General features: G+C 72.1%; 16 protein-coding genes and 1 pseudogene. 12 read left to right on the top strand and 5 right to left on the bottom strand.

The genetic code is table 11. The annotated features are described in order from the left end of the window. Window positions 1-71 precede the first annotated feature (71 nt). Window positions 72-1,178 (top strand): epoxide hydrolase family protein, encoded by a 1,107-nt coding sequence (locus IEY79_RS27200; protein ID WP_189110265.1) that lies wholly within the window; start codon window positions 72-74, stop codon window positions 1,176-1,178. 180 nt (window positions 1,179-1,358) lie between these two features. Here IEY79_RS27200 and IEY79_RS38060 read toward each other — a convergent pair whose 3' ends face one another. Both IEY79_RS38060 and IEY79_RS27190 read right to left on the bottom strand, forming a co-directional pair. Beyond that, entirely contained in the window at window positions 1,359-1,589 is a 231-nt protein-coding gene (locus IEY79_RS38060) for a transposase (RefSeq protein ID WP_268240609.1), read from the bottom strand. 53 nt (window positions 1,590-1,642) lie between these two features. Next, on the bottom strand, window positions 1,643-2,170 hold the full coding sequence (locus tag IEY79_RS27190; RefSeq protein ID WP_189110343.1) for a sugar O-acetyltransferase: 528 nt from the start codon (window positions 2,168-2,170) through the stop codon (window positions 1,643-1,645). Between the two features lie 113 nt (window positions 2,171-2,283). On the opposite strand from IEY79_RS27190, the gene IEY79_RS27185 reads away from it, so the two are divergent. After that, window positions 2,284-3,213: a LysR family transcriptional regulator gene (locus tag IEY79_RS27185; protein WP_189110264.1), complete on the top strand. Its 930-nt coding sequence runs from the start codon at window positions 2,284-2,286 to the stop codon at window positions 3,211-3,213. Here the strand turns inward: IEY79_RS27185 and IEY79_RS27180 are convergent, their stop codons facing one another. Continuing rightward, window positions 3,214-3,375, bottom strand: coding sequence for a hypothetical protein (locus tag IEY79_RS27180; protein WP_189110360.1), 162 nt, complete (start codon window positions 3,373-3,375; stop codon window positions 3,214-3,216). A 685-nt stretch (window positions 3,376-4,060) separates the two neighbouring features. Here IEY79_RS27180 and IEY79_RS27175 point away from each other — a divergent pair. Then, window positions 4,061-4,699 (top strand): YeeE/YedE family protein, encoded by a 639-nt coding sequence (locus IEY79_RS27175; RefSeq protein ID WP_189110263.1) that lies wholly within the window; start codon window positions 4,061-4,063, stop codon window positions 4,697-4,699. Then, entirely contained in the window at window positions 4,699-5,115 is a 417-nt protein-coding gene (locus tag IEY79_RS27170) for a YeeE/YedE thiosulfate transporter family protein (RefSeq protein ID WP_189110262.1), read from the top strand. The genes IEY79_RS27175 and IEY79_RS27170 overlap by 1 nt, the downstream gene beginning before the upstream one ends. Before the next feature lie 433 nt (window positions 5,116-5,548). On the opposite strand, the gene IEY79_RS27165 is transcribed toward IEY79_RS27170, so the two are convergent. Then, on the bottom strand, window positions 5,549-5,713 hold the full coding sequence (locus IEY79_RS27165) for a hypothetical protein (RefSeq protein ID WP_189110261.1): 165 nt from the start codon (window positions 5,711-5,713) through the stop codon (window positions 5,549-5,551). 801 nt (window positions 5,714-6,514) lie between these two features. Between IEY79_RS27165 and IEY79_RS27160 the strand changes: the two genes are divergently transcribed. From IEY79_RS27160 to IEY79_RS27145, 4 genes are all read left to right on the top strand, one after another. Further along, window positions 6,515-6,856 (top strand): ArsR/SmtB family transcription factor, encoded by a 342-nt coding sequence (locus IEY79_RS27160; RefSeq protein ID WP_189110260.1) that lies wholly within the window; start codon window positions 6,515-6,517, stop codon window positions 6,854-6,856. 3 nt (window positions 6,857-6,859) lie between these two features. Then, window positions 6,860-7,366: an SRPBCC family protein gene (locus IEY79_RS27155; RefSeq protein WP_189110259.1), complete on the top strand. Its 507-nt coding sequence runs from the start codon at window positions 6,860-6,862 to the stop codon at window positions 7,364-7,366. Further along, complete coding sequence (locus IEY79_RS27150) at window positions 7,366-7,986, top strand: dihydrofolate reductase family protein (protein ID WP_189110258.1); 621 nt, start codon at window positions 7,366-7,368, stop codon at window positions 7,984-7,986. Before IEY79_RS27155 ends, IEY79_RS27150 begins: the two co-directional genes overlap by 1 nt. A gap of 689 nt (window positions 7,987-8,675) precedes the next feature. Beyond that, window positions 8,676-10,595: a hypothetical protein gene (locus tag IEY79_RS27145; RefSeq protein WP_189110257.1), complete on the top strand. Its 1,920-nt coding sequence runs from the start codon at window positions 8,676-8,678 to the stop codon at window positions 10,593-10,595. Between the two features lie 391 nt (window positions 10,596-10,986). On the opposite strand, the pseudogene IEY79_RS27140 reads toward IEY79_RS27145, so the two are convergent. Next, window positions 10,987-11,091, bottom strand: a pseudogene (locus IEY79_RS27140) (IS5/IS1182 family transposase); the annotation flags it as partial. Between the two features lie 40 nt (window positions 11,092-11,131). Between IEY79_RS27140 and IEY79_RS27135 the strand changes: the two are divergent. From IEY79_RS27135 to IEY79_RS27120, 4 genes are all read left to right on the top strand, one after another. Then, the gene (locus tag IEY79_RS27135) at window positions 11,132-11,296 is read left to right on the top strand and encodes a hypothetical protein (protein ID WP_189110256.1); all 165 of its coding nucleotides are present in this window, start codon (window positions 11,132-11,134) and stop codon (window positions 11,294-11,296) included. A 133-nt stretch (window positions 11,297-11,429) separates the two neighbouring features. Then, entirely contained in the window at window positions 11,430-23,057 is an 11,628-nt protein-coding gene (locus tag IEY79_RS27130) for a non-ribosomal peptide synthetase (protein ID WP_189110255.1), read from the top strand. A gap of 16 nt (window positions 23,058-23,073) precedes the next feature. After that, window positions 23,074-23,301 carry an MbtH family protein gene (locus tag IEY79_RS27125; protein WP_189110254.1) on the top strand — a complete coding sequence of 76 codons (228 nt, stop codon included), beginning with the start codon at window positions 23,074-23,076 and terminating at the stop codon, window positions 23,299-23,301. 171 nt (window positions 23,302-23,472) lie between these two features. Further along, the gene (locus tag IEY79_RS27120; protein WP_229701162.1) at window positions 23,473-25,791 is read left to right on the top strand and encodes a lantibiotic dehydratase; all 2,319 of its coding nucleotides are present in this window, start codon (window positions 23,473-23,475) and stop codon (window positions 25,789-25,791) included. Window positions 25,792-25,824 lie beyond the last annotated feature (33 nt).

The raw sequence follows: 25,824 nt of genomic DNA, 5'->3' as shown, positions 1-25,824 counted from the left end.
ACGATTTGGTGTGCCGAAACGTCGGCCGTCCGAACGCTTGGACGCCAAATGAAGCCCCTGGAGTTGAGATCATGATCAAGCCGTTCCGCATCGACATCCCCCAGGCCGACCTCGACGACCTGACCGATCGACTCTCCCGCACCCGCTGGCCCAACGAGGTCGCAGACGCCGGATGGGACTACGGCTTCCCGCTGGCGCGGCTCAAGGAGCTGGCCGAGTACTGGCGCACCGGCTACGACTGGCGGAAGCACGAGGCCAAGCTCAACGAGCTTGCGCACTTCACCACCGAGATCGACGGCCAGAACATCCACTTCGTCCATGTCCGGTCTTCGAAACCGGACGCACTCGCGCTGATCCTCACTCACGGCTGGCCCGGTTCGTTCCTGGAGTTCCTCGACGTGATCGAACCACTGTCGCGCGACTTCCACCTGGTGATCCCGTCCATCCCCGGTTACGGCTTCTCCGGACCGACACACGAGCGCGGCTGGGATATGGTCCGGGTCGCGCGGGCCTGGGCCGAGCTCATGCGCCGTCTCGGGTACGAGCGCTACGGAGCGCAGGGCGGCGACTTCGGCTCGGGCATCTCGACGGCGCTCGGCGCGGTGGCACCCGAGCAAGTCGTCGGGGTGCACGTCAACTACCTGCCGACCCGGCCGGCCCCGGACACCGACATCGAACTGTCCGAAACGGATGAAGCCCGGCTGGACAAGGTCAGGCAGCTGATGGCGAACCGTCCGCCGTACCAGGCTCTGCAGGCCCTCACCCCGCAGACCATCGGCTACGCGCTGACCGACTCGCCGGTCGGCCAGCTGGCCTGGATCGCCGAGCGCTTCGCACAGTGGACCGACCCCCGCTCGCCAATCAGTGACGAGCGCATGCTCACCGACATCTCGCTCTACTGGCTGACAGCCACCGCGGCTTCCTCGGCGCGGCTGCACCACGAGGCTCCGCGGCGGATCGAGCCGTGCCCGGTACCAGTTGGCGTGGCGGTGTTCGCGCACGACATCACGCAGTCGGTGCGACCGCTGGCCGAGCGACTGTACGACATCAGGCATTGGTCGGAGTTCGAGCGAGGCGGCCACTTCGCCGCCATGGAGGTGCCGGACCTGCTCGCGGAGGACGTCAGGGACTTCTTCCTCCCCTATGTCAAGGACGACCACCGGGTCGCCACCCGCTAGGAGACACTGCTGGCCGCGAACTCCCGGACACTCGGAGCTCACGGCCAACAGGCCGTTCGCCTCCGATGTCTGGCCCGGCGCGCTCGGCGAGCAGGCATCGCAACTCGCCGTTGCCCGGCGGTGGAACAGCACGCTCGCTACCGCTGGGGGCCGACCGAGGTCGCAGATCGGATCGAAAGGTCACCGAGGCACTGGACCCTGCCCGGGTGTCACGACGAGGGCCAGAGGGCGGCCCTGGCCGGACGCTGTCGGGAGGTTTCGCCACGGGATACCGGTGCGGTATCGGTAGGCGAACGCCTCCGCGATACGGCGGTGGTCGGCCCACGTTCGGCCTCGCCGGCCGGCTCCGCTCGGTGACAACGGGTGGATGAGGTCCCGCTGCTGGTCGGTCAGCCGTGCGTGACGGGGCATCGAGATCAGACCGAGGATGTGCCGCCTACCTCGGGCTGGTGGACCGGACTGGCTCAGTCGATCGTCTTGATCACCCGGGCGGGGACTCCCGCGACCAGGGTGCGGGCAGGAACATCACGACTGACCACCGCTCCGGCAGCGACCACCGCTCCGGCACCGATGGTCACTCCCTGCAAGATCACCGCAGACGTCCCGATCCAGACGTCGTCCTCGATGACGATCGGGGCGAAGGAGAGATACTCGCGACGCTCGGCGAGCGGCAGAGGGTGCCCCCCGCTGATCAGGCTGACCTTCGGGGCGATCATGACACCGTCGCCGATGCGGATCCCGCCCTTGTCCATGAAGGTGCATCCCTGGTTGACGAAGACGTTCTCTCCGAACGTCGTGTTCAGCCCGTACTCGGTGAAGAACGGCGGGTAGATCGTCACCGACTCCGGGAGCGGGCCACCGAACACAACAGAAAGTAGTTCTGCTCGGCCTTTGCTGTCGCTGAATGGCAGCACGTTCAGCCGGGACGTCGCGTCGGTCACCTCTACGATTCGCTCCGCGTGCCGCGCGAACTCGGGCGTCTGGACATACATGATCTGCTCTGTGTGGGTTGACATGCGACGATCCCACCACCTGAAGAGCGAGTGATCAAACAACCGCCCGACCCACCGGACACAACTGTTCGTTGTGGAAGTAGGTTGAAGACGTGGATGTTGAAGCTCTGCGGACGTTCGTGGCCGTCGCCGAGACCGGCCAGTTCCAGATAGCGGCGGACGAACTCGGGATCAGCCAGCAGGCGGTCTCCAAGCGGATCGCGACCCTTGAGAGGCACGTCAAGGTCACGCTCCTGGTACGAACCTCGCGAGGCTCCCGGCTGAACCTGGACGGGCAGCTCTTCCTGCCGCACGCCAAGAAGGTCCTCGCAGCCTTCGAGGAGGCCGAGCAGGCCGTACGGCCGGGGAGCCGGCCCCTGCGCGTCGACGTCCTCAACCGGCGCATCGCTCCGGCCCAGGCCGTCTACCAGTTCTACCGCTCCCACCCCGAGATGAGCCTGGACGCGGTCACACTGAACAACGAGAACGCCGCCCAGGCCGCCCAAGCGGTGCTCGAAGGAACCGTCGACGCGTCGTTCCGTGCCCTGCCGGTGGATCAGGTTCCAGCCGGGATCAGCGCCGAACGACTCCTGGACGCACCCCTGGAGCTCTTGGTCGGGCCCGGCCACCCCTTGGCGAACGCGCCTTGGGCCAGGCCTGCGGACCTGGCCGGCCACCGCATCTGGATCCCCGGGATCAGGCCAGGCACGGAGTGGGCGGAGTTCTACCAGGCGCTGTCCGAGGCCTTTGGTCTGAGCATCGACGCGCTCGGCCCCAACTTCGGTGACGAGGCACTGATGGACGCGCTGGCCGACTCGGCCTCGCTGGCCACCCTCGTCGGCAGTGGTGACCGGTACCTGTGGCCCCAGACCCACGACCTGAGGCGCATCCCGTTGCGCGAACCGACCCCGGTGTACACGCACGTGCTGTTGTCCCGGGCCGGGGACCAGCACCCCGTGCTGTCCGCGCTACGCGACCATCTGCGTACTTCGGGGCCGCGCACCCCGGACGACGTATGGGTGCCGGACTGGATAAACCGCTGATCAGGCGAGCTCGCCTGTGCAGTGTTCCGCCGCTGCCTCCAGTGCGGCGGTCAGCATCCGCCGAGCACTCTGGCGGACGATCTCGTCGACCAGGAAACCGGCCTCGGTGGTGCCGTCTTCGTTGACTGCGCTGACCACGAGCACGCCGTGACGCCTCGTCATAACGCGGTCTTACGCGGTGACTTGACGATCACTCACTCGGGAAGGTAGGCCTTTCGCCGTGTCCTCCGGAGGAGCTGATCCACAAAGCCGTGAGCATTGCTTCATCCCCCGCTAGGGTGAAGCGCACCCCCGATCGCAGCCGCGTGTCCGTGCTGCGTCCCCCCTCAGAATCCTTCCCCCCAACCGTCGAACCCGAGCCTCTTCCCCGATCGCGGGCGCCCATTGCCTGTGCCGTTGCACCAACGCTTGGCTTCACAAGCTTGGTGACGATGCAACAGGCACGAACAGCTGCATCCGACGACAACTGCCCCCCACGCGCGGGCGGTTCACGTCGGAAAGGAGAAAGCGTGAGTTGCTTACACGCGACCATATGCCCCCTTTTCCCCCACCTCAGGTCGAGTCTGCAGGGCTGGCGGGACTCCTATTGCGACAGCGAACACGAGTGGCGCAACTGTGCGCGCTACAAGGTGTCGCTCACCGCTGAACACGTGCCGATTGCCCTGCTGCCCAACGGAAAAACGGCACGCTACATCGACTTCACGGATTCCGCCGCGTCCCCCTCCAATCCGTCCATGTCGACCACCTCCGTTCGACAGTCGCCCGACCTCGCGGGCCGGCCCGGCTCACGGGAGCACGGCTCCGAAGGCGCCTGGAGCCGGTTCGTCAAGTGGATGAAAGGCTCCGCATGAATGCCTACTGGCCCTGGTGGGCGGGGGCCCTTGGGCTTGCCGCTCTGACCATCGGTTACACCCTCGCCACCGATCGGTCCTTCGGCGTCTCGGGCGCGTGGGACCGCGTGCTGCACTGGCGGCGCGAACGCGAACACGAGAAGGCGGAGGAGAAGTTCACCGACGAACGCGCTCTCACCGCGGCACTCGTCGAGGCCAGCGCTGACCATTTCGCCGCCCTCCCGGCCGAACCAGCCCCACGGCATCAGTCACCTGTGGCACCTGTGGAACCGTCGGCGGCTGCGGACCCGGTGGTCACGCGTCGGCGCCCGGCCCCGCTGGTCACTCAGGCCGCCCTGCTGATATCGATTTTCCTCGGTGGTCTGATCGCTTCCCTCGCCTCCGGACGGTTCGAACTCCGCCTCGACATGGGGCCGGGCTTCCGGGACCTGGTCACGGCCAGCCCGGTCGGCATGATCGCCCTGCTGTTCACGGGAGGCGTGCTGGTCGGCTTCGGCACCCGACTTGCCGGTGGTTGCAGTTCCGGCCACGGGCTCAACGGCTGTGGCCGGCGCGACCCCGTCAGCATTGTGGCGACGGCGACGTTCTTCGGCACCGCCGTCGCCGTGTCCTTCCTCCTGTGGAAGGTGATCTGATGCGTACCCGGGGCGGAATCCTGCTGGCCAACATCGTCACCGGGTTGGCGCTCGGCTTCACCGTCACCAGCATCGGCTTCGGTGACTACATCGAGCTGAGCCGCATGTTCACTTTCCAGGACCTGCGGATGCTCCTGTCGTTCGGCGGAGCAGTCGTGATCATCGTCTGCGTGTTCGCTCTGCTCAAGGTCCGTCGCACCCCAGGGCGCATACACGCCGGAGTGATCCCCGGCGCAGTACTGTTCGGAACGGGCTGGGCGATCTCCGGTGGCTGCCCGGCGATCCCGATCATCCAGGTGGCCAGCGGTTATCTGCCCGCACTGGTCACGATCGTCGGCATCGTTGTCGGCGTCCGGCTGTGCCGCTGGGTCAGGGGCCGTTACCTTCACATCGACAGCGGCTCGTGCGAACTGTGAGACCCGGCCGGGGCGTAGCCGCCCGGACATGACCGAACTGGGCAGTTCGGGCGGCACGCCAGCGCGTGGTCATCGTTGTCGACAGCAGGTCCACCCCTTCAACGTCCGATCAGAGCTGGACAACGAAAAACCTGGGTGCGGCAGGGCGTGATGCCCTGAGCATGGACAGTCACGCTGAACGGGGACCCGTCGGGCACCTTCTCCGTGTTTGCCCTGCGTAGCCCGTCATCGCGGTGGTGGGCAGGTCGGTTGTGCGGGTTGGTGTGCGGCGCGTCTACCGCATCGCTGGTGTCCTGGTCAGCGGTGCGCTGGCGAGCGGCGCGACGGTGCCGGCCGCAGCCCCCGGCCAGTTCCGTCCAGCTGACAGCCTGCTCCACCGGCGCGGGGGAGTCCCTGCGGAAGGCCGTGCCTGGTGCGGCCGCCCGGCCCGTGGTTACGAGGCCTGGTGGACCCGTTCGGCGCTGCCCTTCTTGATGGTCACCTCGACGTTCAGGTTGCCGTTCTTCGCGGCGGCGTCGAGGTCGTCCGGGGTGCACTTCTCGGCTTCCGGCGTTTCGGGATCTCCGCAGATGTCGCCGCCGATGATCTCGGTGTCCACGGCGACCCAGAAGGCACGTTCGCCGACCAGCAGCTTGCCGGGCGCCAGGAAGGTCAGTAGGCCGCTGAACGTGCCGTCGGCACCGGGGGCATCGGGATCGTCGACGGGACCGTTGTCGGTACCACTGCCGGCGGCGGCATTGGCGTCGTCACCCGAACCCGAACCGGAGCTGGCACTCGTGTCGGGGCTGGAGCTGCTGCTCCCGGAACCGTCGGCGGCGGTGTCGGAGTCGCATGTGGGGTGCCCTTTCGGCGGTGTTCCTTGTTGATCTCAGCTGATCAAACGCCATACACAGCAGGCTGGTTCGGCCGCCCCCACCTCGTGACACAGTCAAGATGAATCGCCGGTATCCCTTACGAGGCGGTGCGGCGGTGCGGTCGCCGCCCGGTACCGAGATCGGGCTGGCGTTGTCCATAGGGCTGCGGTCGCGGGAGTTCACAAATCTGACACCGCCTGTGCCTTCGCTGCCGGGCAACAACTCGGCCTACGCCTCCAACGGCTGCCGCGTCTGCGGCGAGAGGGCCGTGGTGCGGGTTCGTTGCATCCGCTACGTGCCGGCCTCCGGGCGTTACTGCCGAGGGCGGACGCTCCCGCGGGCAGAACCTGTCGCCGGGGGCTTTGTGCGGGAGCAGACCGGACACGGTTCGCCACGTTTCCGCCTGGCCGGGTCGGTCGCGCGGATCGCCGGGACCTGTCATCGCTCGGCTTCCGCGGCCTCGGACAGGGTCACGCCCGTCACTCGACAGGCCCGCTTGATTCCTCCTGCTTGACGCATGCCGATATCGGAATACGATAGGAGCCATGGCACGAGCAGCGACGACTTCGGACGTCTTCAACGCGATCGCCGAGCCGCAGCGCCGGGAGATCCTGGTACTGCTGCGGGCAGGTGAGCGGCCGGTGACCGAGTTGGCCCAGGAGCTGGGGATGACCCAGCCGGGGGCGTCGAAACACCTGCGGGTGCTCCGGGAGGTCGGGCTGGTGCGGGATCGCAGGGTGGGCAAGCAGCGCCTGTACGGCCTTGACGCCCGAGGGCTGAGGCCGGTCCACGAGTGGGCCGGCGGGTTCGAGCGGTTCTGGAGCGAGAGCTTCGACCGGCTGGACGCGTACGTGCAGGACCTGAAGCAGACAGGGAAAGCGGAGTAGCTGATGAGCACGACAGAACGAGGAACGCCGGGGCAGTCGGCGACAGCCGACCGTGAGATCGTCATCTCCCGGAACATCGACGCCCCGCGGGAGCTGGTGTTCGAGGCGTTCACCGAGGTGCGGCACCTGTCGCAGTGGTGGGGGCCGGAGGGGTTCACCACCACCACGCGGGCGTTCGAGTTCCGCGTCGGCGGGGAGTGGGACTTTGTGATGCACGGACCGGACGGGACGGACTACCAGGAGTGGATCACCTGGACCGAGCTCGCCCCGCCGGAGCGGATCGCGCTGCTCCACGGTGAGACCCGCGACGACCCGAACGCTTTCGAGTCGGTCCTGACGTTCGAGGCCGACGGTGCGGCGACCCGGATCGAGATGCGCACGGTGTTCCCCACCAAGGAGTCGCGCGACGAGGCGGTCGAGAAGTACCACGCGATCGAGGGCGGTCGGCAGACCCTTGGCAACCTGGATGCGTACGTCATCGGGATCGTCCGGAAGGGAGCGGAGGGCTGATGGCAGGGAAGGTGTTCTTCAGCGTGTCGATGTCACTGGACGGTTTCATCGCGCCGGGGTCCCCCGAGGAATTGATGGGGCGGCAGTGGATGGAACTGCAGCGGTGGATCTTCCCGTTGCGGTTCTTCCGGCAGAATCTGAAGCTCGGCGAGGGCGGCGAGGAGGGGCGCGACAACGACATCGTGCGGGAGACGTTCGAGCGCACCGGCGCGAGCGTGATGGGCAAGCGCATGTTCGACGCCGGCGAGCAGATGTGGCCGGAGGAGGCGCCGTTCCACACGCCTGTCTTTGTCGTGACGCACGAGAAGCGAGACCCCTGGGAGCGGCCGGGCGGGACCACGTTCCATTTCGTCAACGACGGCATCGGGACCGCGCTCGACCGGGCCCGTGAGGCCGCCGGCGACCGGGACGTCCGTATCGCGGGCGGCGGCGCGACGCTTTTGGAGTACGTGAACGCCGGCCTGATCGACGAGTTCTCGATCGCGCTGTCACCCGTGCTGTTCGGCGCCGGGATCCGCCTGTTCGAGGGCGTGGACGCCAGCCGCGTGGCCCTGGAGCAGGTCCGCGCGGAGCGCTCCCCGAGGGTGACGCATGTGACCTACGCCGTCCGGCAGCGGTGACCGCCCCGAACCCGGCGCTCTCCCGACGAGGGCAGCTCCCCGTGGACAATCCGGTCCAGCGCGGCCACCGACCGGTTCCGCGTGCCCACCGACACGGCATTCGGCCCCGCGGCCCACAACCGCAACGCTGTTCGTCCGATCTGCCTGCCTACAAGCGGGCGCGGTCGCGGATGGTCTCGGACCGGGGCGGAGGCTATGACCTGATCGCCGATCCGCGTACGACGAACCGAGCACACCTGGAGGGCGGCGCGCTGCTGAGCCGGGTCGGTGCAGGCGAGGGGCAGCCGTTCATCACAGTGATCACCCTGCGCCACTGCTGAGACGTAGGGGGGCAGCTCGTACAAGTGGGGAGCTGTTGGCGTGGAACGGGAGGGAGTTGTCGTTCGCGGCGCTGCCCGCGTACGACGCCGCGTTCGATGTCCGCGAGTCTGACGGAGACAGGTCGCTGATGGCCCGTCCATACATCGAGCGCAGAGCGGTCCCGGCGCGTGATGCAGGGCCTCGACGACGTTTTTGCAGCTCAGTGGCTCGGATATGGAATGTGGCGGCTGCGACAGGTGTGGTGCGGGCGTGCCCGCATGCGCAGGACTCGGCCGGAGTCTGCGAAAGCTGCCGATGCTCAGGTGAGGGCCGGTTGGGCCTGGGCTGAGGGCCTTGTTCCACCGCGGGTCGGCGGGGATCATGGCCGCGTGCAGCGTCAAGAGGAACTCTCTGAACTACTCGCACGCGCCGGCCTCACGGTCGTCGAGGACGTGCGCCCGGGTGGCCTGTTTCCGCCGGAGGCCGGCTGGCGGATCGCGCGGGGGATCGCGGCGCCGGACGGAGTGGTCTGTGACGCACTCGATGCCGCGTGGTGGCACCGTCTTTGCGATCTCGACGGTGAGTTCCTGGTGGCGGTCCTCGGACAGCGGATCGGCGGCAACGACTCCTGGTGGACCCGGGTCCGGCACACCGGGAGCGGCGTGCCGGAATTGACCGGCGGCTCGGGGTTCCTGGCGCTCTCCCTCGACGGGCAGGTGCTGCTGGCGGAGGTGCCCGTCGAGGGCGGGCCTCGGGTGACGGCCCTCGACCGACTGCCGGAGCAGCTGGAGGAGGCCGCCGCGGCCGCCGGGCACGAGACGGAGGTCGAGCGCGGCATGGTGTGGGCGGCGGTGCCCGGCCGACGTGCGTGGCCTCTGCACTGGGCGGAGGGGATCGGGGCAAACCCGGCCGCGCCGGACGAACTGCTGATCCGGCTGCTGGATGTGGAGGAGGGCTTCCTGCACGGATGCGACCGGCCCGCCGTCCTCGAAGCCGCCGTGGCACACCCCGATCCGCGGGTGCGGTCAAGGCCCGCCGACACCTTCCGGCCCAAGCTCACGTCCGATCAGTGGGTACGCCTGGTCCGCGCCGAGCCATCGCCGGACCGACGCGTCCTCTGGGCGGAGCACGCCCGCATCTGGGGCGCCGAACTTCCAGAGGACCTGTACGACGACCTCCTCGCCAGCCCGTCCCGCGCGCGAGCCGCCGAACTCCCGGGGCTCCCCGCACAGCACCTCCCTGGCCTCGCGGCCGACGCCGACCCCCGGGTGCGGGCGGCGGCCTGTGCCCGGTGGGAGGACCTCGCTGCGCCGCTGCGGGAGCGATTGTTGGCCGACACCGACAACGCGGTGCGAACGGTCGCGCTGCTCGCCCACCACACCGGCGTACCCATGCCTCGCGAGGTTTTCGCCGCCCTGCCCGACCCGCGGCCGGCGCTCGAACGGTGCCGCCTCGCGCCCGAGCTCGAGGCGGAGCTGGTCGGGGACGGGGACGCGGAAGTACGTCGGGCGCTGGCCGCCAACCCGGTCCTGGGCACACACGGCGTCGCCGTGCTGGCGCAGGACCCGCGGGACGACATCCGCTCCGCGGTGGCGCTGCGCCCCGACCTCACCGAGGAGCAACGTGCCGCGGTTCGCCACGACTTCGACCGGACGTCGATGTCGCACACTCTGCCCTGGGTCGAAGACCTGCACGGTGACGCCGACGCGATGCGTCATCTCGCCGCGTCGTCCCACCCGCTGGTCCGCCGCAGTGTGGCCAGAGCCCGGCACCTCCCGCTGGACGTCGTGGCGCGCCTGGCGCGGGACGATGACCGGGTGGTCCGCCTGTTCCTCGCCGAATCGTGCGAGGAGGCTCCGGCCGACATGCTGCTGGAGGTCTGGCGCTGGTGGGACGGCAGCCTCAGCCGGCCCGACCGGCCCCGCAGTCACCCCAACTTCCCCCGTACGGGCCTGCTGCGCTATATCGCCGACCCCAGTGGGAGGATGCGCCGCCTGGCCCTGGACGATCCGGAGTCGACACCGGTCGACGTCGCACGTCTGGCCCGGGATCCCGAAGCCGAGGTGCGCCGGCGCGCGGCTGAGGACCCCCGGCTGTCACCGGCCGACGCGGTGCGGCTGCTGAACGACCCGGAGGCCAACGTACGCGGCACCGCGATGCGCAATCCGCGGCTGCCGGCCCGCGTCCTGGCCGGACTGCTCCACGACCGCGACACGGCACGCACAGCGGTCACCAACCCGGCGATCCCGGTCCCTGTCCTGCACCGCATCCTCACCGTGGCCGCGGCAGCAGTGGCGGCCCCGCGCTGAACGCCGACACCTGCATGGAGTCTGTGCCGGTTCGACGCTGAACTCCGGCACACCTGGAGCGTGTCTCCTCGGTACCAGAGCGGTGGGGTGTCGTGCGAGGGTGATGGCATGGGGAACCCTGCCAGTCGCTTCCGCTCTGTCGGGGTCTGGCTCGCGCTGAAGCCATCTGCCTTTGCCGCGTGTCGTGAGGCGGACGCGCCGGCCGTGGAGCACGCCTTGGCGAAGAGGGCCACGCTCTGCGGCATCCGCAAGGAACAGGTGACGGTGTATCGGCACCTGTTTGTCGCCAGAGGGGCCAAGCAGTGTTCGGAGTGCAAGGCAAAGGCTAGGGCGGCTGACGCGGCTGCCTCGATGTGAGCCATGGCCGCCCGCTTGTGGGCGTATCCAGCTCAAGACGGAGTGCGGCTCGGTAGGCGATGGCCAGCTCGTCGGTTCGCACGGAGCCTCGCCACTGCTTGAGCCGGTTGATGCACCGTTCAACGGTGTGGCGCTGCTTGTTCAGCGGCCCCACCCGGGCGGCTGGAATCGGCCCTCACTTGAGCGTCGGCAGCTTTCTCACGCTCTGGCAAGACCCTGCCCACGCCAGCACGGTTGACAGGTCGAGCGGCGTCGAGCTCTTGCTGGCCATCGCAGAGCAGTTCGCCGAGCTCGTTCTCCAGTTGGTGAATCCCGGCAACAGCCATGATCTTGCCCGTTATTGAAACGCAGCAAGCGTCAACCCCGCTCGTACGTGGGGTTTTCCGTCGTTGTCAAGATCTTGTCGGAGCTCTTCGGGACGTGGAACCATGTGCCACCGCGGCGGGGAAGGCAAGCGGGGACCGGGGGGTGGCGGCCATGACGGGTTGGAGTACTCCTGCCTCCTTCGACCAGGAGCGCGTGTGGCTCGCGAGCCAGCTGGACCCTGAATCCCCGGCGTTCAATGTCCCCACCGTCGTGCCACTGTCCGGCCTCGCCCTCGGCGCCGGGGGCGTGGCGGCGGCCCTGCACACCGTCGTACGGCGCCACGAGGCCCTGCGCACATCCCTGGCGGAGGCGGAGGACGGCACGCTCCACCAGACCGTCCACGAGCGCGTCGACCTGACCGTGGACGAGGAGGACCTGCGGTCCCTGGACCGGACGGCGGCCGGCCGCCGGAGCGAGGAACTTCTCACCGAACTGGCCTCGGCCCCCTTCGACCTGACACGGGCCCCGCTGTTCCGCACCCGGCTGGTCCGCCTCTCAGAGGTGGAACGGTCGCTGCTGGTGGTCGTCCACCACAGCGCGTTCGACGCCGCGTCGGTGGCCCTGCTGGACCAGGAAGTCATCGAGCTGTGCCGGGCCGCCTCGGAAGGCCGGCCCGCCGAGCTCCCGCCGCTGCCGGTGCAGTACGCCGACTACGCCGCCTGGCAGCGCTCCCGTTACGACAACGGTGAGTTCGAGCCCGACCTCGCCTACTGGCGGGAGCGGCTGGCCGGGCTCCCGCCGGTGCACGCCCTGCGGCTGGACCGGCGGCGCCCCCCGGTCCAGAGCACCACCGGTGACACCGTGCGGTTCGCCGTGCCCGAGGAGGTCGGTGACGCGGTGACCGCGCTCGCGCGGGCCGGCGGCACCACGCCGTTCACCGTGCTGCTCGCGGCGTTCACGGCCCTGCTGGCGCGTACCTCGGGCAGCGCGGACGTGGTGGTGGGCGTTCCCGTGTCCGGACGCGTCCTGCCCGAAGTGGTGCCGCTGATCGGCATGTTCGTCAACACCGTGGTGCTGCGCACCGACGCGTCCGGGAACCCGACCTTCGGCGAGCTGCTGGCCCGTACCCGCGACGCGGTGGCCGACGCGCTGGAACACTCCCAGTTGCCGTTCCAGAAGCTGGTCGAGGAGCTGTCACCGCCACGAGACCCCGGTGTCTCCCCGCTCGCCCAGATCGGGTTCAACTACCTGCCCGACTCCGGGAACGAACTGGTCGACACCGGCACCGCCAAGGACGAGATCGCCCTGGAACTGGGCCCCAGGGACGGGCGGCTGAGCTTCCGCACCGACCTCTTCGACCGCCGCACGGCCCAGGCCCTGGCCGAGCGCTACGTCAAGATCCTGGCCACCGCATCGCCCGAGACCAGGCTGGCGGACCTGCCGCCGGCCGACGCGGCCGAACGTACGGCGTTGCTCGCCCTGGCGACCGGCCCGGTACGGCCCGTCGGCCCCATCGAGGGGCCCGCCGAACTGGTGACCCGGTGGGCCGCCAACGCGGGCGACCGCACCGCCGTGACCGACGGCGTCACGGACCTCGGCTACGCCGAACTCGACCGGCGGGCCGACCGCCTCGCCCGGCTCCTCGTCGCACGCGGCGCCGGTCCGGACACTGTCGTCGCGCTGGCGCTGCCCCGGTCGGCCGGGCTGATCGTGGCGGCGTTGGGCGTGGCCAGGGCGGGGGCCGCGTTCCTCTGGGTGGATCCCGGTCTGCCGCCGGTCCGGCAGACCCGGCTGGTGACCGGCGCGGAGGCGCTGCTCGCCGTCACGGGAGCGGGGTACGGCGAGGCACTGCCGCCCGGCCTGCCGGTGCTGGACCTCGAACTCGACCCGGACGCTCCGGACGACGGGGGCCGCGGCACGGTCCTGGGTCCGCCGCACCCCGACGACCCGGACGGCGCGCTCCCCGCCCCGCCGCACCCCGACCACCTCTCCTACGTGCTCCACACCTCGGGCTCCACCGGAACCCCCAAGCCGGTCGCCGTCACCCGGCGCGGCACACACACCACCGTCCGCGCCCAACTGGACCGCTTCGCCCTCGACACCGAGAGCCGGATGGCACAGCTCGCCCCCTGGAGCTTCGACGCCGCGATGTCCGAATGGCTCACCGCCATGGCGGCCGGCGCCACCCTCGTACTGCCGCCCCCGGGGGAGCCCCTGGTCGGCGAGGAACTGGCGCGCTGGATCGACACGGCCAGGCTGACACACGTACAGCTCACGCCCGCCGTCCTCGCCACCGTGCCGGAAGGCACCCTGACCGGGGTGCGCACCCTGGTCGTCGGCGGCGAGTCCTGCCCGCCGGAACTCGTGACCCGCTGGTCGCCCGGCCGGCTGATGATCAACGCGTACGGGCCCACCGAGGCCGGCGACACGGTGACGCTCGCCGACTGCCGGCCGGACGGCTCCGGCGCGCGGGTGCCGATCGGCACCCCGGTCGTGAACGCGGCGGTCCATGTGCTCGACGCCGCGCTGCGGCCGGTCCCGCCCGCTACGCCCGGCGAGTTGTACGCCGCCGGCCCCGGCGTCGCACGGGGCTACCTCGGCCGCCCGGCGGACACCGCGGAGCGTTTCGTGGCCTGCCCGTTCGGACCGCCGGGCGCCCGCATGTACCGCACCGGCGACCTGGCGCGCTGGACCGCCGACGGAGAGCTGGAATTCCTCGGCCGGGTCGACCGGCAGGTGCAGGTGCACGGCGTCCGGATCGAACCGGCCGAGGTCGAGGCCGCGCTGGCCGACTGCCCCGGCGTCGGCCAGGTCGCCGTGCTCGCGGTGGGCGAACCGCCGCGGCTGGTGGCCTACGCCGCACCGGGAGCGGGCCGTGAACTGCCGTCGCCGGCCGACATGATCGACTGGCTCGGCGGAGTGCTGCCCCGGACCCTCGTCCCCTCGGCCGTCGTCCCGCTGGCCGCGCTGCCGCTCAACCGGCACGGGAAGGTCGACCGGCAGGCACTGCCCGACCCGGGAGCGCCGCGCCGGGCCGCGCCCCGGAAACCGGGCACCGCACGCGAACGGATACTCTGCGCCGCCGTCGCCGAGACCCTGCGCCTGGACTCCGTGGGCCCGGACGACGACTTCTTCGGCATCGGCGGCGACAGCATCTCCTCGATCCAACTGGTGGCCCGCGCACGGGCCGCGGGGCTACGGCTCACCGCCCGGCAGATCTTCGAGCACCGGACGGCGGCGGCACTGGCGGTGGTCGCCTCCGCCCCGCGCACCGAGGACGAGGCGGAGGCGCCGGACGGCCCGCTGGAGATCTGGCCCATCGCCGCCTGGCTGCGCGAACGCGTGGCGCCCCTGGACGGCTTCGCCCAGTCGACCGTGCTCGGCACCCCCGCCGGCACCACCGCCGAACAGTTGCTCACGGCGATCGGCGCGCTGCTCGACCGGCACGAGGCACTGCGGCTCCGGTTGCTGGGGCCCGACTGGACACTGGAGATCGCCCCGCGCGGCGCCGTGTCCCCGGCCGACTGCTGGCGCCGCGTCGACGCGCGAGGGCTGGCCCCGGAGGCCCTGCGTACCGCCATCCACACCGAACGCGCCCACGACGGGGGCGGATTCGACCTCGCGGCCGGTGTGGTGCTGCGCGCGGTGTGGTTCGACGCCGGGCCACGGGAGCCCGGCCATCTGCTGCTGACCGTCCACCATCTGGCCGTCGACGGATACTCCTGGCAGGTGCTGGTAACCGACCTGACAGCCGCCGTCGGCTCCGCGGCGGCCGGGGAACCGGTACGGCTGCCCGCGGTCGGCACGTCGCCGCGCCGGTGGGCGCGGCTCCTCCATGAGCAGGCCGGCGGAGCGCGACGCCGGGCCGAACTGCCGTACTGGCTGGGAGTCACGGCCCCGACCTCGGCCCCCGCGCTCGCCCGGCGGCCGCTGGATCCGGCCCGTGACACCTACGGCCGGGCCCGGGTCAGTACCACCCTCGTACCGGCGGAGTTGACGGCCGAACTGCTGACGACGGTCCCGGCCGCGTTCGGCGGCACCGTCCAGGACCTGCTGCTGACCGCGCTGGCCATGGCCGTCGCCGAGCACCGCCGGGATCACGGAGAAAACGGCGAACACGACGACGGCACCTTGCTGGTCGATGTCGAGGGCCACGGCCGCGAGGAGATCGCCGAAGGCGTCGATCTCACCCGCACCGTTGGCTGGTTCACCAGCATGTATCCGGTGCGGCTACGGCTCGGCGAGCAGGACCCGGCCGAGCTGTACGACGGCGGTCCCGCGACCGGCCGCGCCGTGAAGCGAGTCAAGGAGCAACTGCGCTCGGCGCCCGACGGCGGTCTCGGCTACGGCATGCTGCGCCATCTCCACCCCGACACGGCCGCCTCCCTCGCGGACCGTGCCGCCGCCGAGATTCTCTTCAACTACCTGGGCCGGTTCGACGGGCCGGCGGGCAACGGGGCCTGGAACCCGACGGTGGAGTCGGGAGAACTCGCCGGCGGGACCCACCCGGACATGGCCATGCCGCATGTCATGGAGCTCAACGCCATGGTGGTCGGCGGCCCTTCAGGGCCCGTCCTGGCGGCGACCTGGTCCTGGGCCCCCGGCGCGCTCGACGACGCGACCGCCGCCGAACTGGCCGACGGCTGGCAGCGGGCGCTCCACGCGCTGAGCACACACGTGCGCGCCCACGGCGGCGGGCGAACCCCGTCCGACTTCCCGCTCGCCCGGCTGGACCAGGACGAGGTCGACCTGGTGACACGTGAGCAGCCGGGCGTTCGGGACATTCTGCCGCTCAGCCCGCTCCAGGAGGGCCTGCTCTTCCACAGCGGTTACGACGACGGCCCCGACCTCTACACGATGCAGCTCTACGTCGACCTGGTGGGCCCGGTGGACCCCGCCGCCGTCCGCCGGGCCGGCCGGCTTATGCTGCGGCGGCACCCGAACCTGCGGGCCGCGTTCCGCTGGGGAGGACTGCGCCGCCCCGTCCAGGTGATCACGGACCAGGACGACTTCGCCTGGCGGGAGACCGATCTCAGCGCCCTGGACGAGAGCGACCGCCGGGCGGCGTTGGCCCGGCTCCAGGCCGCCGACCGCGACCAGCGGTTCGACCTCACCCGGGCACCGCTGATACGGATGGCCCTCGTCCGGCTCGAACCGGACCGGCACCGGCTGCTGGTGACACACCACCACACGCTGATCGACGGCTGGTCCACCCCGATGTTCGTACGGGAACTCCTCACGCTGGCCGCCGACGGGGGCGACGCGGGCGCACTCCCGCCGGTACGCCCGTACCGCGACTTCCTCGACTGGCTCGACCGCCAGGACACGACGGCCTCCCTCGCGGTCTGGGGCCGGGCGCTGGCGGAGCTGGACGGCCCCACCCTGGTGGCCGGCGACCCCGGCACCCGGCATCTGGCGGTCCGCCCACGGGAGTTGACGGCCGAACTGGACACGGCCACCACCGCCGCCCTCACGGCGGCGCTCCGCGAGCACGGACTGACCCTGCACACCGTCGTGCTCGGCGTCTGGGCCACGGTGCTGGCCCGCCTGACCGGCCGCGACGACGTGGTGTTCGGCGCCACTGTGTCGGGCCGGCCCGGCGAACTCGACGGATCCGCGGACATGCTCGGTCTGTTCATCAACACAGTGCCGGTCCGGATCCGGCTCCGCCCGGCCGACACCGTCGCCCGGCTCCTCCAGGACATCGCCGCCGGCCAGGCGGAACTGCTCGCCCACCACCACGTACCGCTCAGCGAGATCCAGCGGACAACCGGGCACGACGCGCTCTTCGACACCGCCGTTGTGGTGGAGAACTACCCGGCAGGCGCGGACGAGGACACCGGGCCGGCCGGCGCCCCGCGGATCGCCGGGACGGGCGGCTACGACGCCACGCACTACACGCTCGACCTGACCGTGGTGCCGAACGAACGGCTCTGGATCGTGCTGCGCCACCGCCCCGACACCTTCGGGCAGGACGCGGCGGCGGCCGTCCTCGACCAGGTGGCGGAACTGCTGCGCACCGTCGTGGCCGAACCGGAGGCTCCGGTCGGTCGGTTGCGGGCGCCGGCCGGTGCCGAGCGGTCCCGCCGGCTCGCCGTGGACGCGGCCCGGCCGTGGCCCGGCACTCCTCCGTTGCCCGCGGAGGGCCTGCTGCCGGGTCTGTTCGAGGCGCGGGCCGCCGCCTGCGCCGAGCGCACCGCCGTCGCCGACGGCGACCGCTCCTACAGCTACGCCGAACTCAACGCGCGGGCCAACCGGCTGGCCCGGCTGCTGGTCGCCCGCGGAGCCGGGCCCGAGCAGGTGGTGGCCGTGGCGGTGCCGCGCTCCGTGGACGCGGTCGTCGCGGTGCTGGCGGTGGCGAAGACCGGCGCCGCGTTCCTCCCCGTCGACCTGGACTATCCGGCCCGGCGGGTGGCGGTCATGTTCGCCGACGCGCGGCCGTGCCTGGCGGTGGCCACCGCCGCGACGGCCGGGGCGCTGCCCGACGGGGTCGCGCCGCTGCTGCTCGACGAGGCGTTCACCGAACCGGGCGGCGCCGGCCTGGCGGACGCGGACCTCGACGGCCTCACCGACGGCGACGTCGCTCACACCGGCACCGGCACCGGCACCGGCACGGACACCGGCGTCGACACCGACCTCACCGACCTCACCGACGCCGACCGTCTCGGCCCGCTGCGGCCGGATCATCCGGCCTACGTGCTGTTCACCTCCGGCTCGACCGGAAGGCCCAAGGCGGTCGCCGTCACCCACGCGGGGGTGGCCAACATGGCCGCCGTCCAGATCGACCGGTTCGGCGTGGACGCCGGCTGCCGGATGGCGCAGCTCGCGTCCTGGAGCTTCGACGCGGCCATGTCCGAGCTGTGCACCGCCCTGCTCTCCGGAGCCACACTGGTCCTGCCCCCGCCCGGCACCGTGCCGGCCGGTGAACCCCTCGCGCGCTGGATCGAGCGGAGCAAGCTCAGCCACGTCCAGTTGACGCCCACCGTCCTCGGCACCCTGCCCGACGACGCGCTGGACGGCGTCGGCACGCTGGTGGTTGGCGGCGAGGCGTGCCCCGGGGAGCTGGCGGAGCGCTGGTCCGCCGGGCGCCGGATGATCAACACGTACGGGCCGACCGAGGCGGCCGACACGGTCACCCTCGCCGACGGCGGCCCCGCCGAGGGCGCCGCCGTCGCCCCCATCGGCCGCCCCGTGCCGCGCGTCGGGGCGTATGTGCTCGACGCCACCCTGGAGCCGGTCGCCGACGGCGCCACCGGGGAGCTGTACGTCACCGGCGCCGGGCTGGCCCGTGGTTACCTCGGCCGGCCCGCGCTCACGGCGGAACGGTTCCTCGCCTGCCCGTTCGGGGAGCCCGGCGAGCGTATGTACCGCACCGGTGACCTGGTCCGCCGCCGGGCCGACGGCCAACTGGAGTTCCTGGGGCGCGCGGACCATCAGGTGAAGATTCGTGGCGTGCGCGTGGAGCTCGCCGAGATCGAGGCCGCCGTCACCGCGCTCTCCGCGGTGGCACGGGCGGCCGTGGTCGTCCGCGAGGACCGGCCCGGTGACGCCCGCCTGGTGGCCTACGCGGTACCGGCGCCCGGCGCCCGGCTGGACGGGGCGGCAGCGCGGCGGAGCCTGGCCCTGACGCTGCCCCGGGCCTTCGTGCCGGCCGTCGTGGTGGCGCTCCCCGAGCTGCCCGTCACCCCCAACGGCAAACTCGATCGCAAGGCGCTGCCCGCGCCACCACCCGCCGTGGCCGGTACCCGGGCCGCCCGCACCCCGGCCGAACAGGTGCTGTGCGAACTCTTCGCCGATGTGCTGGGCGCCCAAGTGGTCGGCGCCGACGACGACTTCTTCGACCTCGGCGGTCACTCCCTGCTGGCCACCCTGCTGACCGGCCGGGTACGGGACGCCCTCGGGGCGGACGTCGAAACCCGGACGCTCTTCGAGCACCCCACTCCGGCCGCCCTGGCGGCGGAGTTGGCCGGCCGCGAGGGCGGGCCGGTGCGCCCCCGGCCGGAGCCCGCCGCCCGGCCGGAGCGGCTGCCGCTCTCGTACGGGCAGCAACGGTTCTGGTTCTTCAACGAGTTGGCCGGCGGCGCCGTCAACAACAGCATGCCGCTGGCCCTGAGGCTGCCCGGCGACGCGGACGCCACGGCCCTGCGGCGCGCCCTCGACGACGTCGTGGCCCGGCACGAAAGCCTGCGCACGGTGTTCCCCACCGGGCCCGACGGCATCCCGTACCAGCACGTGTCGGCCGACGGCCGTGCACCGCTCACCACCGTCGAATGCGCCCCGGAGGAGATTCCCGCCGCGATGGCGGCGGCGCTCGGCCGTGGCTTCGACCTGGCGGCGGAGACCCCGCTGCGCGCCCACCTGTTCACCGCAGGCCCCGGCGAATCCGTTGTGCTGCTCGTCCTGCACCACATCGCCGGCGACGGCTGGTCGCTGGGTGTCCTCGCCGACGACCTGCGCACCGCGTACGAAGCCCGGCGGGCGGGCGGCGCCCCCGCCTGGCAGCCGCTGCCGGTCCAGTACGCCGACGTCACCCTGTGGCAGCGTGCCCTGCTCGGCGCGCCGGACCGGCCCGACAGCCGGCACTCCCGCCAACTGGAGTACTGGCGCCGTACGCTCGCCGGCCTGCCCGACCACACCCCGATCCCGACCGACCGGCCACGCACCGCCGCGACCGGCGACCACGGCGGCACCGTCACCCTCAGCCTCGACGCAGACCTGCACGCGCGCCTGCTGGGTGTCGCCCGGCGCACCGGGACCACCCTGTTCATGATGGCGCAGACGGCGCTGAGCGCCCTGCTGACCCGGCTCGGCGCGGGCACCGACATCCCGATCGGAACACCCGTGTCCGGCCGCGGCGACCCGTCCCTGGACCGGCTCGTCGGCTGCTTCGTCAACTTCCTGGTGCTGCGGACCGACACCGGCGGCGATCCGACGTTCCGCCGGCTGCTGGAGCTGGTGCGGGAGGCGGACCTGACCGCCTACGCGCACGCGGACCTGCCGTTCGAGTCCCTGGTCGAAGCGCTCAATCCGGCCCGGACACCGGGCCGCCACCCGCTCTTCCAGGTGGTGCTTTCACTCCAGACGGCCACGGCGACAGCCACAGCGACGGCTGCGACCGGCGGCTTCGAGGAGCTGCCGGTCGAACCGCCCACCGCCCAGTTCGACCTCTTCTTCGAGATCACCGAGCGGCGCGGACCCGACGGGGCACCCCAGGGCCTGGACTGCCACCTCGGTTACCGGGGCGATCTGTACGACCGGGACACCGCGCGGGCGTTCCACCGCTGGTTCGGGACGCTGCTGAGCGCCATGGGCGCCGACATCGACCAGCCCGTCAGCCGACCGCGACTGCTCGCCGCCGCCGAGCGCCGGCGTCTGCTCCACGACTGGAACGCGACCGGGGCTCCGGCCGCCCCGGACGTGGTGACCGCGTTCCAGCGGCAGGTCCGGCGTACCCCGGAGGCCGACGCCGTCATCGGCGAGACCGGCACGCTCAGCTACACCGCCCTCGACCGGCGGTCCAACCGGCTCGCGCACCATCTGATCGGCCGGGGCGCCGGACCGGGCGCGCTGGTCGCCCTGCCGCTGCCGAGGACCGAGGAGTTCCTGGTCGCCGTGCTCGCGGTGCTCAAGGCCGGAGCGGCGTACCTGCCGCTGGACCCCGACCACCCCGCCGACCGCCTGCGCCACGTACTGGCCGACGCCGCACCCGATCTGGTGCTGGAGGCTGTCCCGGACGACGGCGCCCTGGCCGGGTCCGGCTGTCCGGACACCACCCCCGGTGGTACGGCCCGGCCGCCGTCCGCGTCCGACCCGGCGTACGTCATCTACACCTCGGCGACCACCGGTCCGCCCAAGGGCGTCGTCATCGGCCGGGGGGCCCTCGCCAATCTGCTGGCCGCTCTGCGCGGCATCCTGCGGCTGGCACCCGGCGACCGGATGCTGTCGGTGACCACCGCGGCCTTCGACATGTCGGTGCCTGAGCTCTACGGTCCGCTGCTGAGCGGCGCCGCCGTCGTCATCGCGAGTCCCTCGACGGTCCGCGACCCGGTGGCCCTGGCCCGGCGGTGCGCGCAGACCTCGGTCACCGTCGTACACGCCACGCCCTCGCTCTGGCAGTCCCTGGCCGAAGCCGCCCCGGAACTCCTGCCCGTGGTGCGGAAGTTCACCGGCGCCGAGGCGCTGCCCGCCGGGCTGGCCGGCCGGCTCTGCGGCCCCGGCGGCGAACTCACCAACCTGTACGGCCCGACGGAGACCACCGTCTGGTCCACCGCGGCCGGCCTCTCCGGCCCGGTGGACGGCCAGCCGATCGGCACGCCGCTGGCCAACACCCGGGCCTACGTGCTCGACGAACGGCTGCGGCCGGTCCCGCCCGGGGTGACCGGGGAGCTGTACCTCGCCGGCGCCGGGCTCGCGAACGGCTATCTGCGCCGGCCCGCACCGACCGCCGAACGGTTCACGGCCTGCCCGTGGGGACCGCCCGGCGAACGCATGTACCGCACCGGCGACCTGGCCCGCTGGACGTCCGGGGGGCAACTGGAGTACTTCGGCCGGGCCGACCAGCAGATCAAGCTCCGCGGGTTCCGGATCGAGCCGGGCGAGGTCGAAGCGGCCCTGGTCTCCCATCCGGCTGTGGCACGGGCGGCGGTCGTCGCACGCGAGGACCGGCCCGGCGACCGGCGGCTGGTGGCCTACGTCGTGACGGAGGCGGGCGGTGACATCGCCCCGGCGGCGCTGCGCGCGCACGCGGGCCGCACCCTGCCCCCCTACATGCTGCCGAACGCGATCGTCACGCTCCCGGCGCTGCCGCTCACACCGAACGGCAAGCTCGACCGCCGGGCGCTCCCCGCACCGTCGTCCGCCCGCGCGGGCCTCGCCGCCCGCAGCCACCGCGAGGAGCTGCTGTGCCAGCTCTTCGCCGAGGTTCTCGGCGTGCCACGCGTCGGCGTCGACGACAACTTCTTCGACCTCGGCGGCCATTCGCTGCTGGCCGCCGCGCTGGCCGGCCGGATCCGGTCCGAACTGGGCGCCGAACTCGGCCTCGGCCTGCTCTTCGAGAACCCGACGGCGGGCGGTCTCGCCGCGCGGCTGGACAGCGGCGGCGGACGCGGGCTGGGTGTGCTGCTGCCGATCCGCACCACGGGAAGCCTGGCGCCACTGTTCTGCGTGGCGCCGGTCGCCGGTCTCGCCTGGTGCTACACGGGCCTGCTGCGGCATCTGGACCCCGAACGGCCGATCTACGGGCTCCAGTCCCGGCTCGCGACTGACGGCTGCCCGTTGCCCGGCTCGCTCGCCGAGGCGGCAACCGACCACTTGGAGCAGATCCGTTCCGTACAGCCCACCGGCCCCTACCATCTGCTCGGCTGGTCGTACGGCGGTCTGGTGGCGCACGAGCTGGCCGTGCGGCTGCGGCAGGAGGGGACGCCGGTCGGGCTGCTCGCCCTGCTCGACGCCTATCCGCCGGACGACGGCGAACTGGGGGTCTGCGTCGACCCGGTGGCCGCGCTGCACCGCCTGCTGGGCCCGGAGACCGGCGCCGACCTGGCCGCCGAGCTGGCCGGGGTGGTGGCCAACAACGCCCGGCTGGTCGGCGCGCACCGCCCCGGACTCTTCGACGGGGACATCGACCTGTTCCACGCGACGGAAGAAGCCGGCACGGCCCGGCCGGCGGACTGGGCCGCTCACACCACCGGTGAGCTGCGGGTGCACCGGGTCGCCTGCGCGCACGACGACATGACCCGGCCCGAGCACCTGGCCCGGATCGGCGCCGAACTCGACACCCGGCTGAGACCACGGCCCTGAAGGAGTGCGGAACACCATGACCAATCCGTTCGACGACGCCGAGGGCCGCTTCCTGGTCCTGGTCAACGACGAGGGCCAGCACTCGCTCTGGCCCTCCTTCGCCGAGGTGCCCGCGGGCTGGACGGTGGCGCACCCGGAGGACAGCCGCCAGGCGTGCCTGGACTACGTCGAGACGCACTGGACCGACATGCGGCCCCGGAGCCTGGTCCGGTCGATGGAGGAGGCCGCCGGGCCGACGCCGTGATCCACGCCCGGGGTCCGCGTCAGCCCGCGCGTCGCCGCGGGCGCGTGCTCCCGGAATCCCGTCCGGTGCGGCACGCGGTGGTCGGCTCCCGGGCGGCGCGGTCGCAGGGGATTCGCCGGCCGCCGGGGACGCCCGTCGTCCCACCCGCAGCATCCACTGACACAGGAGCCGGTGACCACCTTGTCCGACCATCTCGTCCCTCTGCCCGGCACCTCGTGGAGCGTGTGGCGGCACAGCCTGCTGCGCTCCGCCGGGTTCCCCGCCGACGGCATCGCCGCGTTCAGCGCTCCGGAGCTGGCCCGGACCGTGGACCGGTACCTGGAAGGTGCCGATGAGGCCGCCCGGGTCGACACCGAGTTCGACGCCGCGATGACGGGGCTTGGCAGGGCCGTGCACGACGTGTGCGCCGACCCGCTGTTCCGCCAGGCGGTCACCTGGCAGAACCCCGGAGCGCTCAGCTCCGTGGCTGGGGTCCTTCGCGACGGGCCCGGCGCGCGGCGGAACGAACGGCGCCGCCGCCGGGAGGAGATCGTCGCCAAGTACTGGCAGCGGTACTGCACCAAGAACGACACGATCGGCTTCTTCGGCCCCATGAGCTGGTCGACGGTGGACAACGGCGGTCCACGGCTGGAGATCCGGCACGGGCCCGCGCTCGTCCGGAAGAGCGCGGTGCACTTCGAGTGGTGGGCGCTGGACGCGCTGGCGGCGCACCTCGCCACCGACGAACGTCTCCGTCCCTGGCTGCCCGTCGCCAGACAGCCGCAGCTACGGCTCGACGGCCGCCGGCTGGTATGGCCGAACCGGCCCACGCAGGATCTGCCGGCCGGCGCCGCCGAACTGGTGGCCCGCTGCGACGGGCGGCAGCGGGCCGGCGAACTGGCGGCCGGGCTGATCGCGTCCGGCGTCTTCCGCCGCCCCGCCGACGTGTACGCCCAGCTCGACGAACTCACCGCCGCCGGGGTGCTGCGGCTCGGTTTCGACCTGCCGATGGACCTCGGCGCCGAACGGCTGCTGCGCGAGCTGCTGGACGGCATCGGCGACGCGGGGGCCCGCGCGTGGGCGCTGAGGACGATGTACCGGCTGTGCGACGCCCGCGACGCGGTGGCCGCCGCCGACGGACCGGACGAACTCGCCGCCGCCATGGCCGCGTTGGAGGACACCTTCACCGCCATCACCGGCCAGGACTCCCGGCGGCGGCCCGGCGAGACGTACGCCGGCCGCACACTGTGCCACCTGGACAGCGTCCGCGACCTGGACGTCGCCGTCGGCGGGGACGTACTGGCCCGGCTGGCCGGCCTCGCCCCGCTGCTCCAGTCGGCGCGCTGGCTGTCGGCCCGGATCGCGGCGGTGTACGCGGCGGCGCTCACCGAGCTGTACCGGGAGCTGGCCGCCGACGCGGGCGGTACGGAGGTGCCGCTGCGGGAGCTGTGGTTCATGGCCCAGGCGCTGGTCTTCGGCGACGAGCGGCCCGCCGACCCGGTGGTCGCCGACTTCCTGAGCCGCTGGACGGCGGTGCTCGGGCTGGACGACGTACGCCCCGATACCCCCGAACTCCGTTTCACGGCGGAGGAGTTGGGTGCCCGGATCGCCGAGGCGTTCCCCGCCGACCGGCCGGGCTGGTCCGAGGCACGGGTGCACAGCCCGGACGTGCATCTGTGTGCCACCGACGCCGACGCGCTGGCCCGTGGCGACTACACCCTGGTGCTCGGCGAACTGCACATCGCCTCAGCCGCGTTCGACACACAGTTCTTCGCGCTCGGGCACCCCGAACCGGAAGCGCTGCGCGAGGCCCTGGCCACCGACCTGCCGGACAGCCGGGTCCGTCTGCTGCTGCCGCACGACTGGCCGAGGCACTGCTCCCGCAACGCGTACTGGATGCACGGACCGCACGATGTGGAACTGGGCTTCGTCCCGGCCCCTGGCGCGGACCCCGACCGGCTCGTACCGGTCACGGCCCTGACGGTCGCGGATACCCCGGACGGGCTCGTGGCCCGCGCGGAGGACGGTCGGCGGTGGCCGATCCTGGAGGTCTTCGCGAACATGCTGGGCCTCCAGGCGTTCGACACCTGGAAACTGGCCGGCGCCGGCGGCCACACACCGCGGATCACGGTGGACGACCTGGTGCTCGTCCGCCGCACCTGGCGGTCCACGGTCGGCGCCGGCGGGCTGGCCGACGTCACCGGAGAGCAACAGCGGTACGTGGCGGCCCGCCGCTGGCGACAGGCGGCGGACATGCCCGAGCAGGTCTACGTACGGGTCGCCACCGACATCAAGCCGCAGTTCGTCGACTTCACCAGCCCGGTGTACGTGCGCCTGCTCTGCACCATGCTGCGCGGGGCGCGCGCCAAGGGCGGTGACGACGTCGAGGTGATCGTCACCGAGGCGCTGCCCACGGCGGAGCACGCCTGGCTGGCGGACGGGCAGGGCCGGCGGTACTCCTCCGAGCTGCGGCTCCAGATCATCGATCCGGAGCCGCCCGGCCGGGCTTGACCGACCGCCCGGCCCGCCCCGCCCCGCCCGCCC

It is taken from the genome of Streptomyces camponoticapitis (genome assembly GCF_014646115.1).
Classification (GTDB): domain Bacteria; phylum Actinomycetota; class Actinomycetes; order Streptomycetales; family Streptomycetaceae; genus Streptomyces; species Streptomyces camponoticapitis.
The sequence above is the reverse complement of the archived record's forward strand: the minus strand, read 5'-3'. Positions and strand labels throughout refer to the sequence as shown.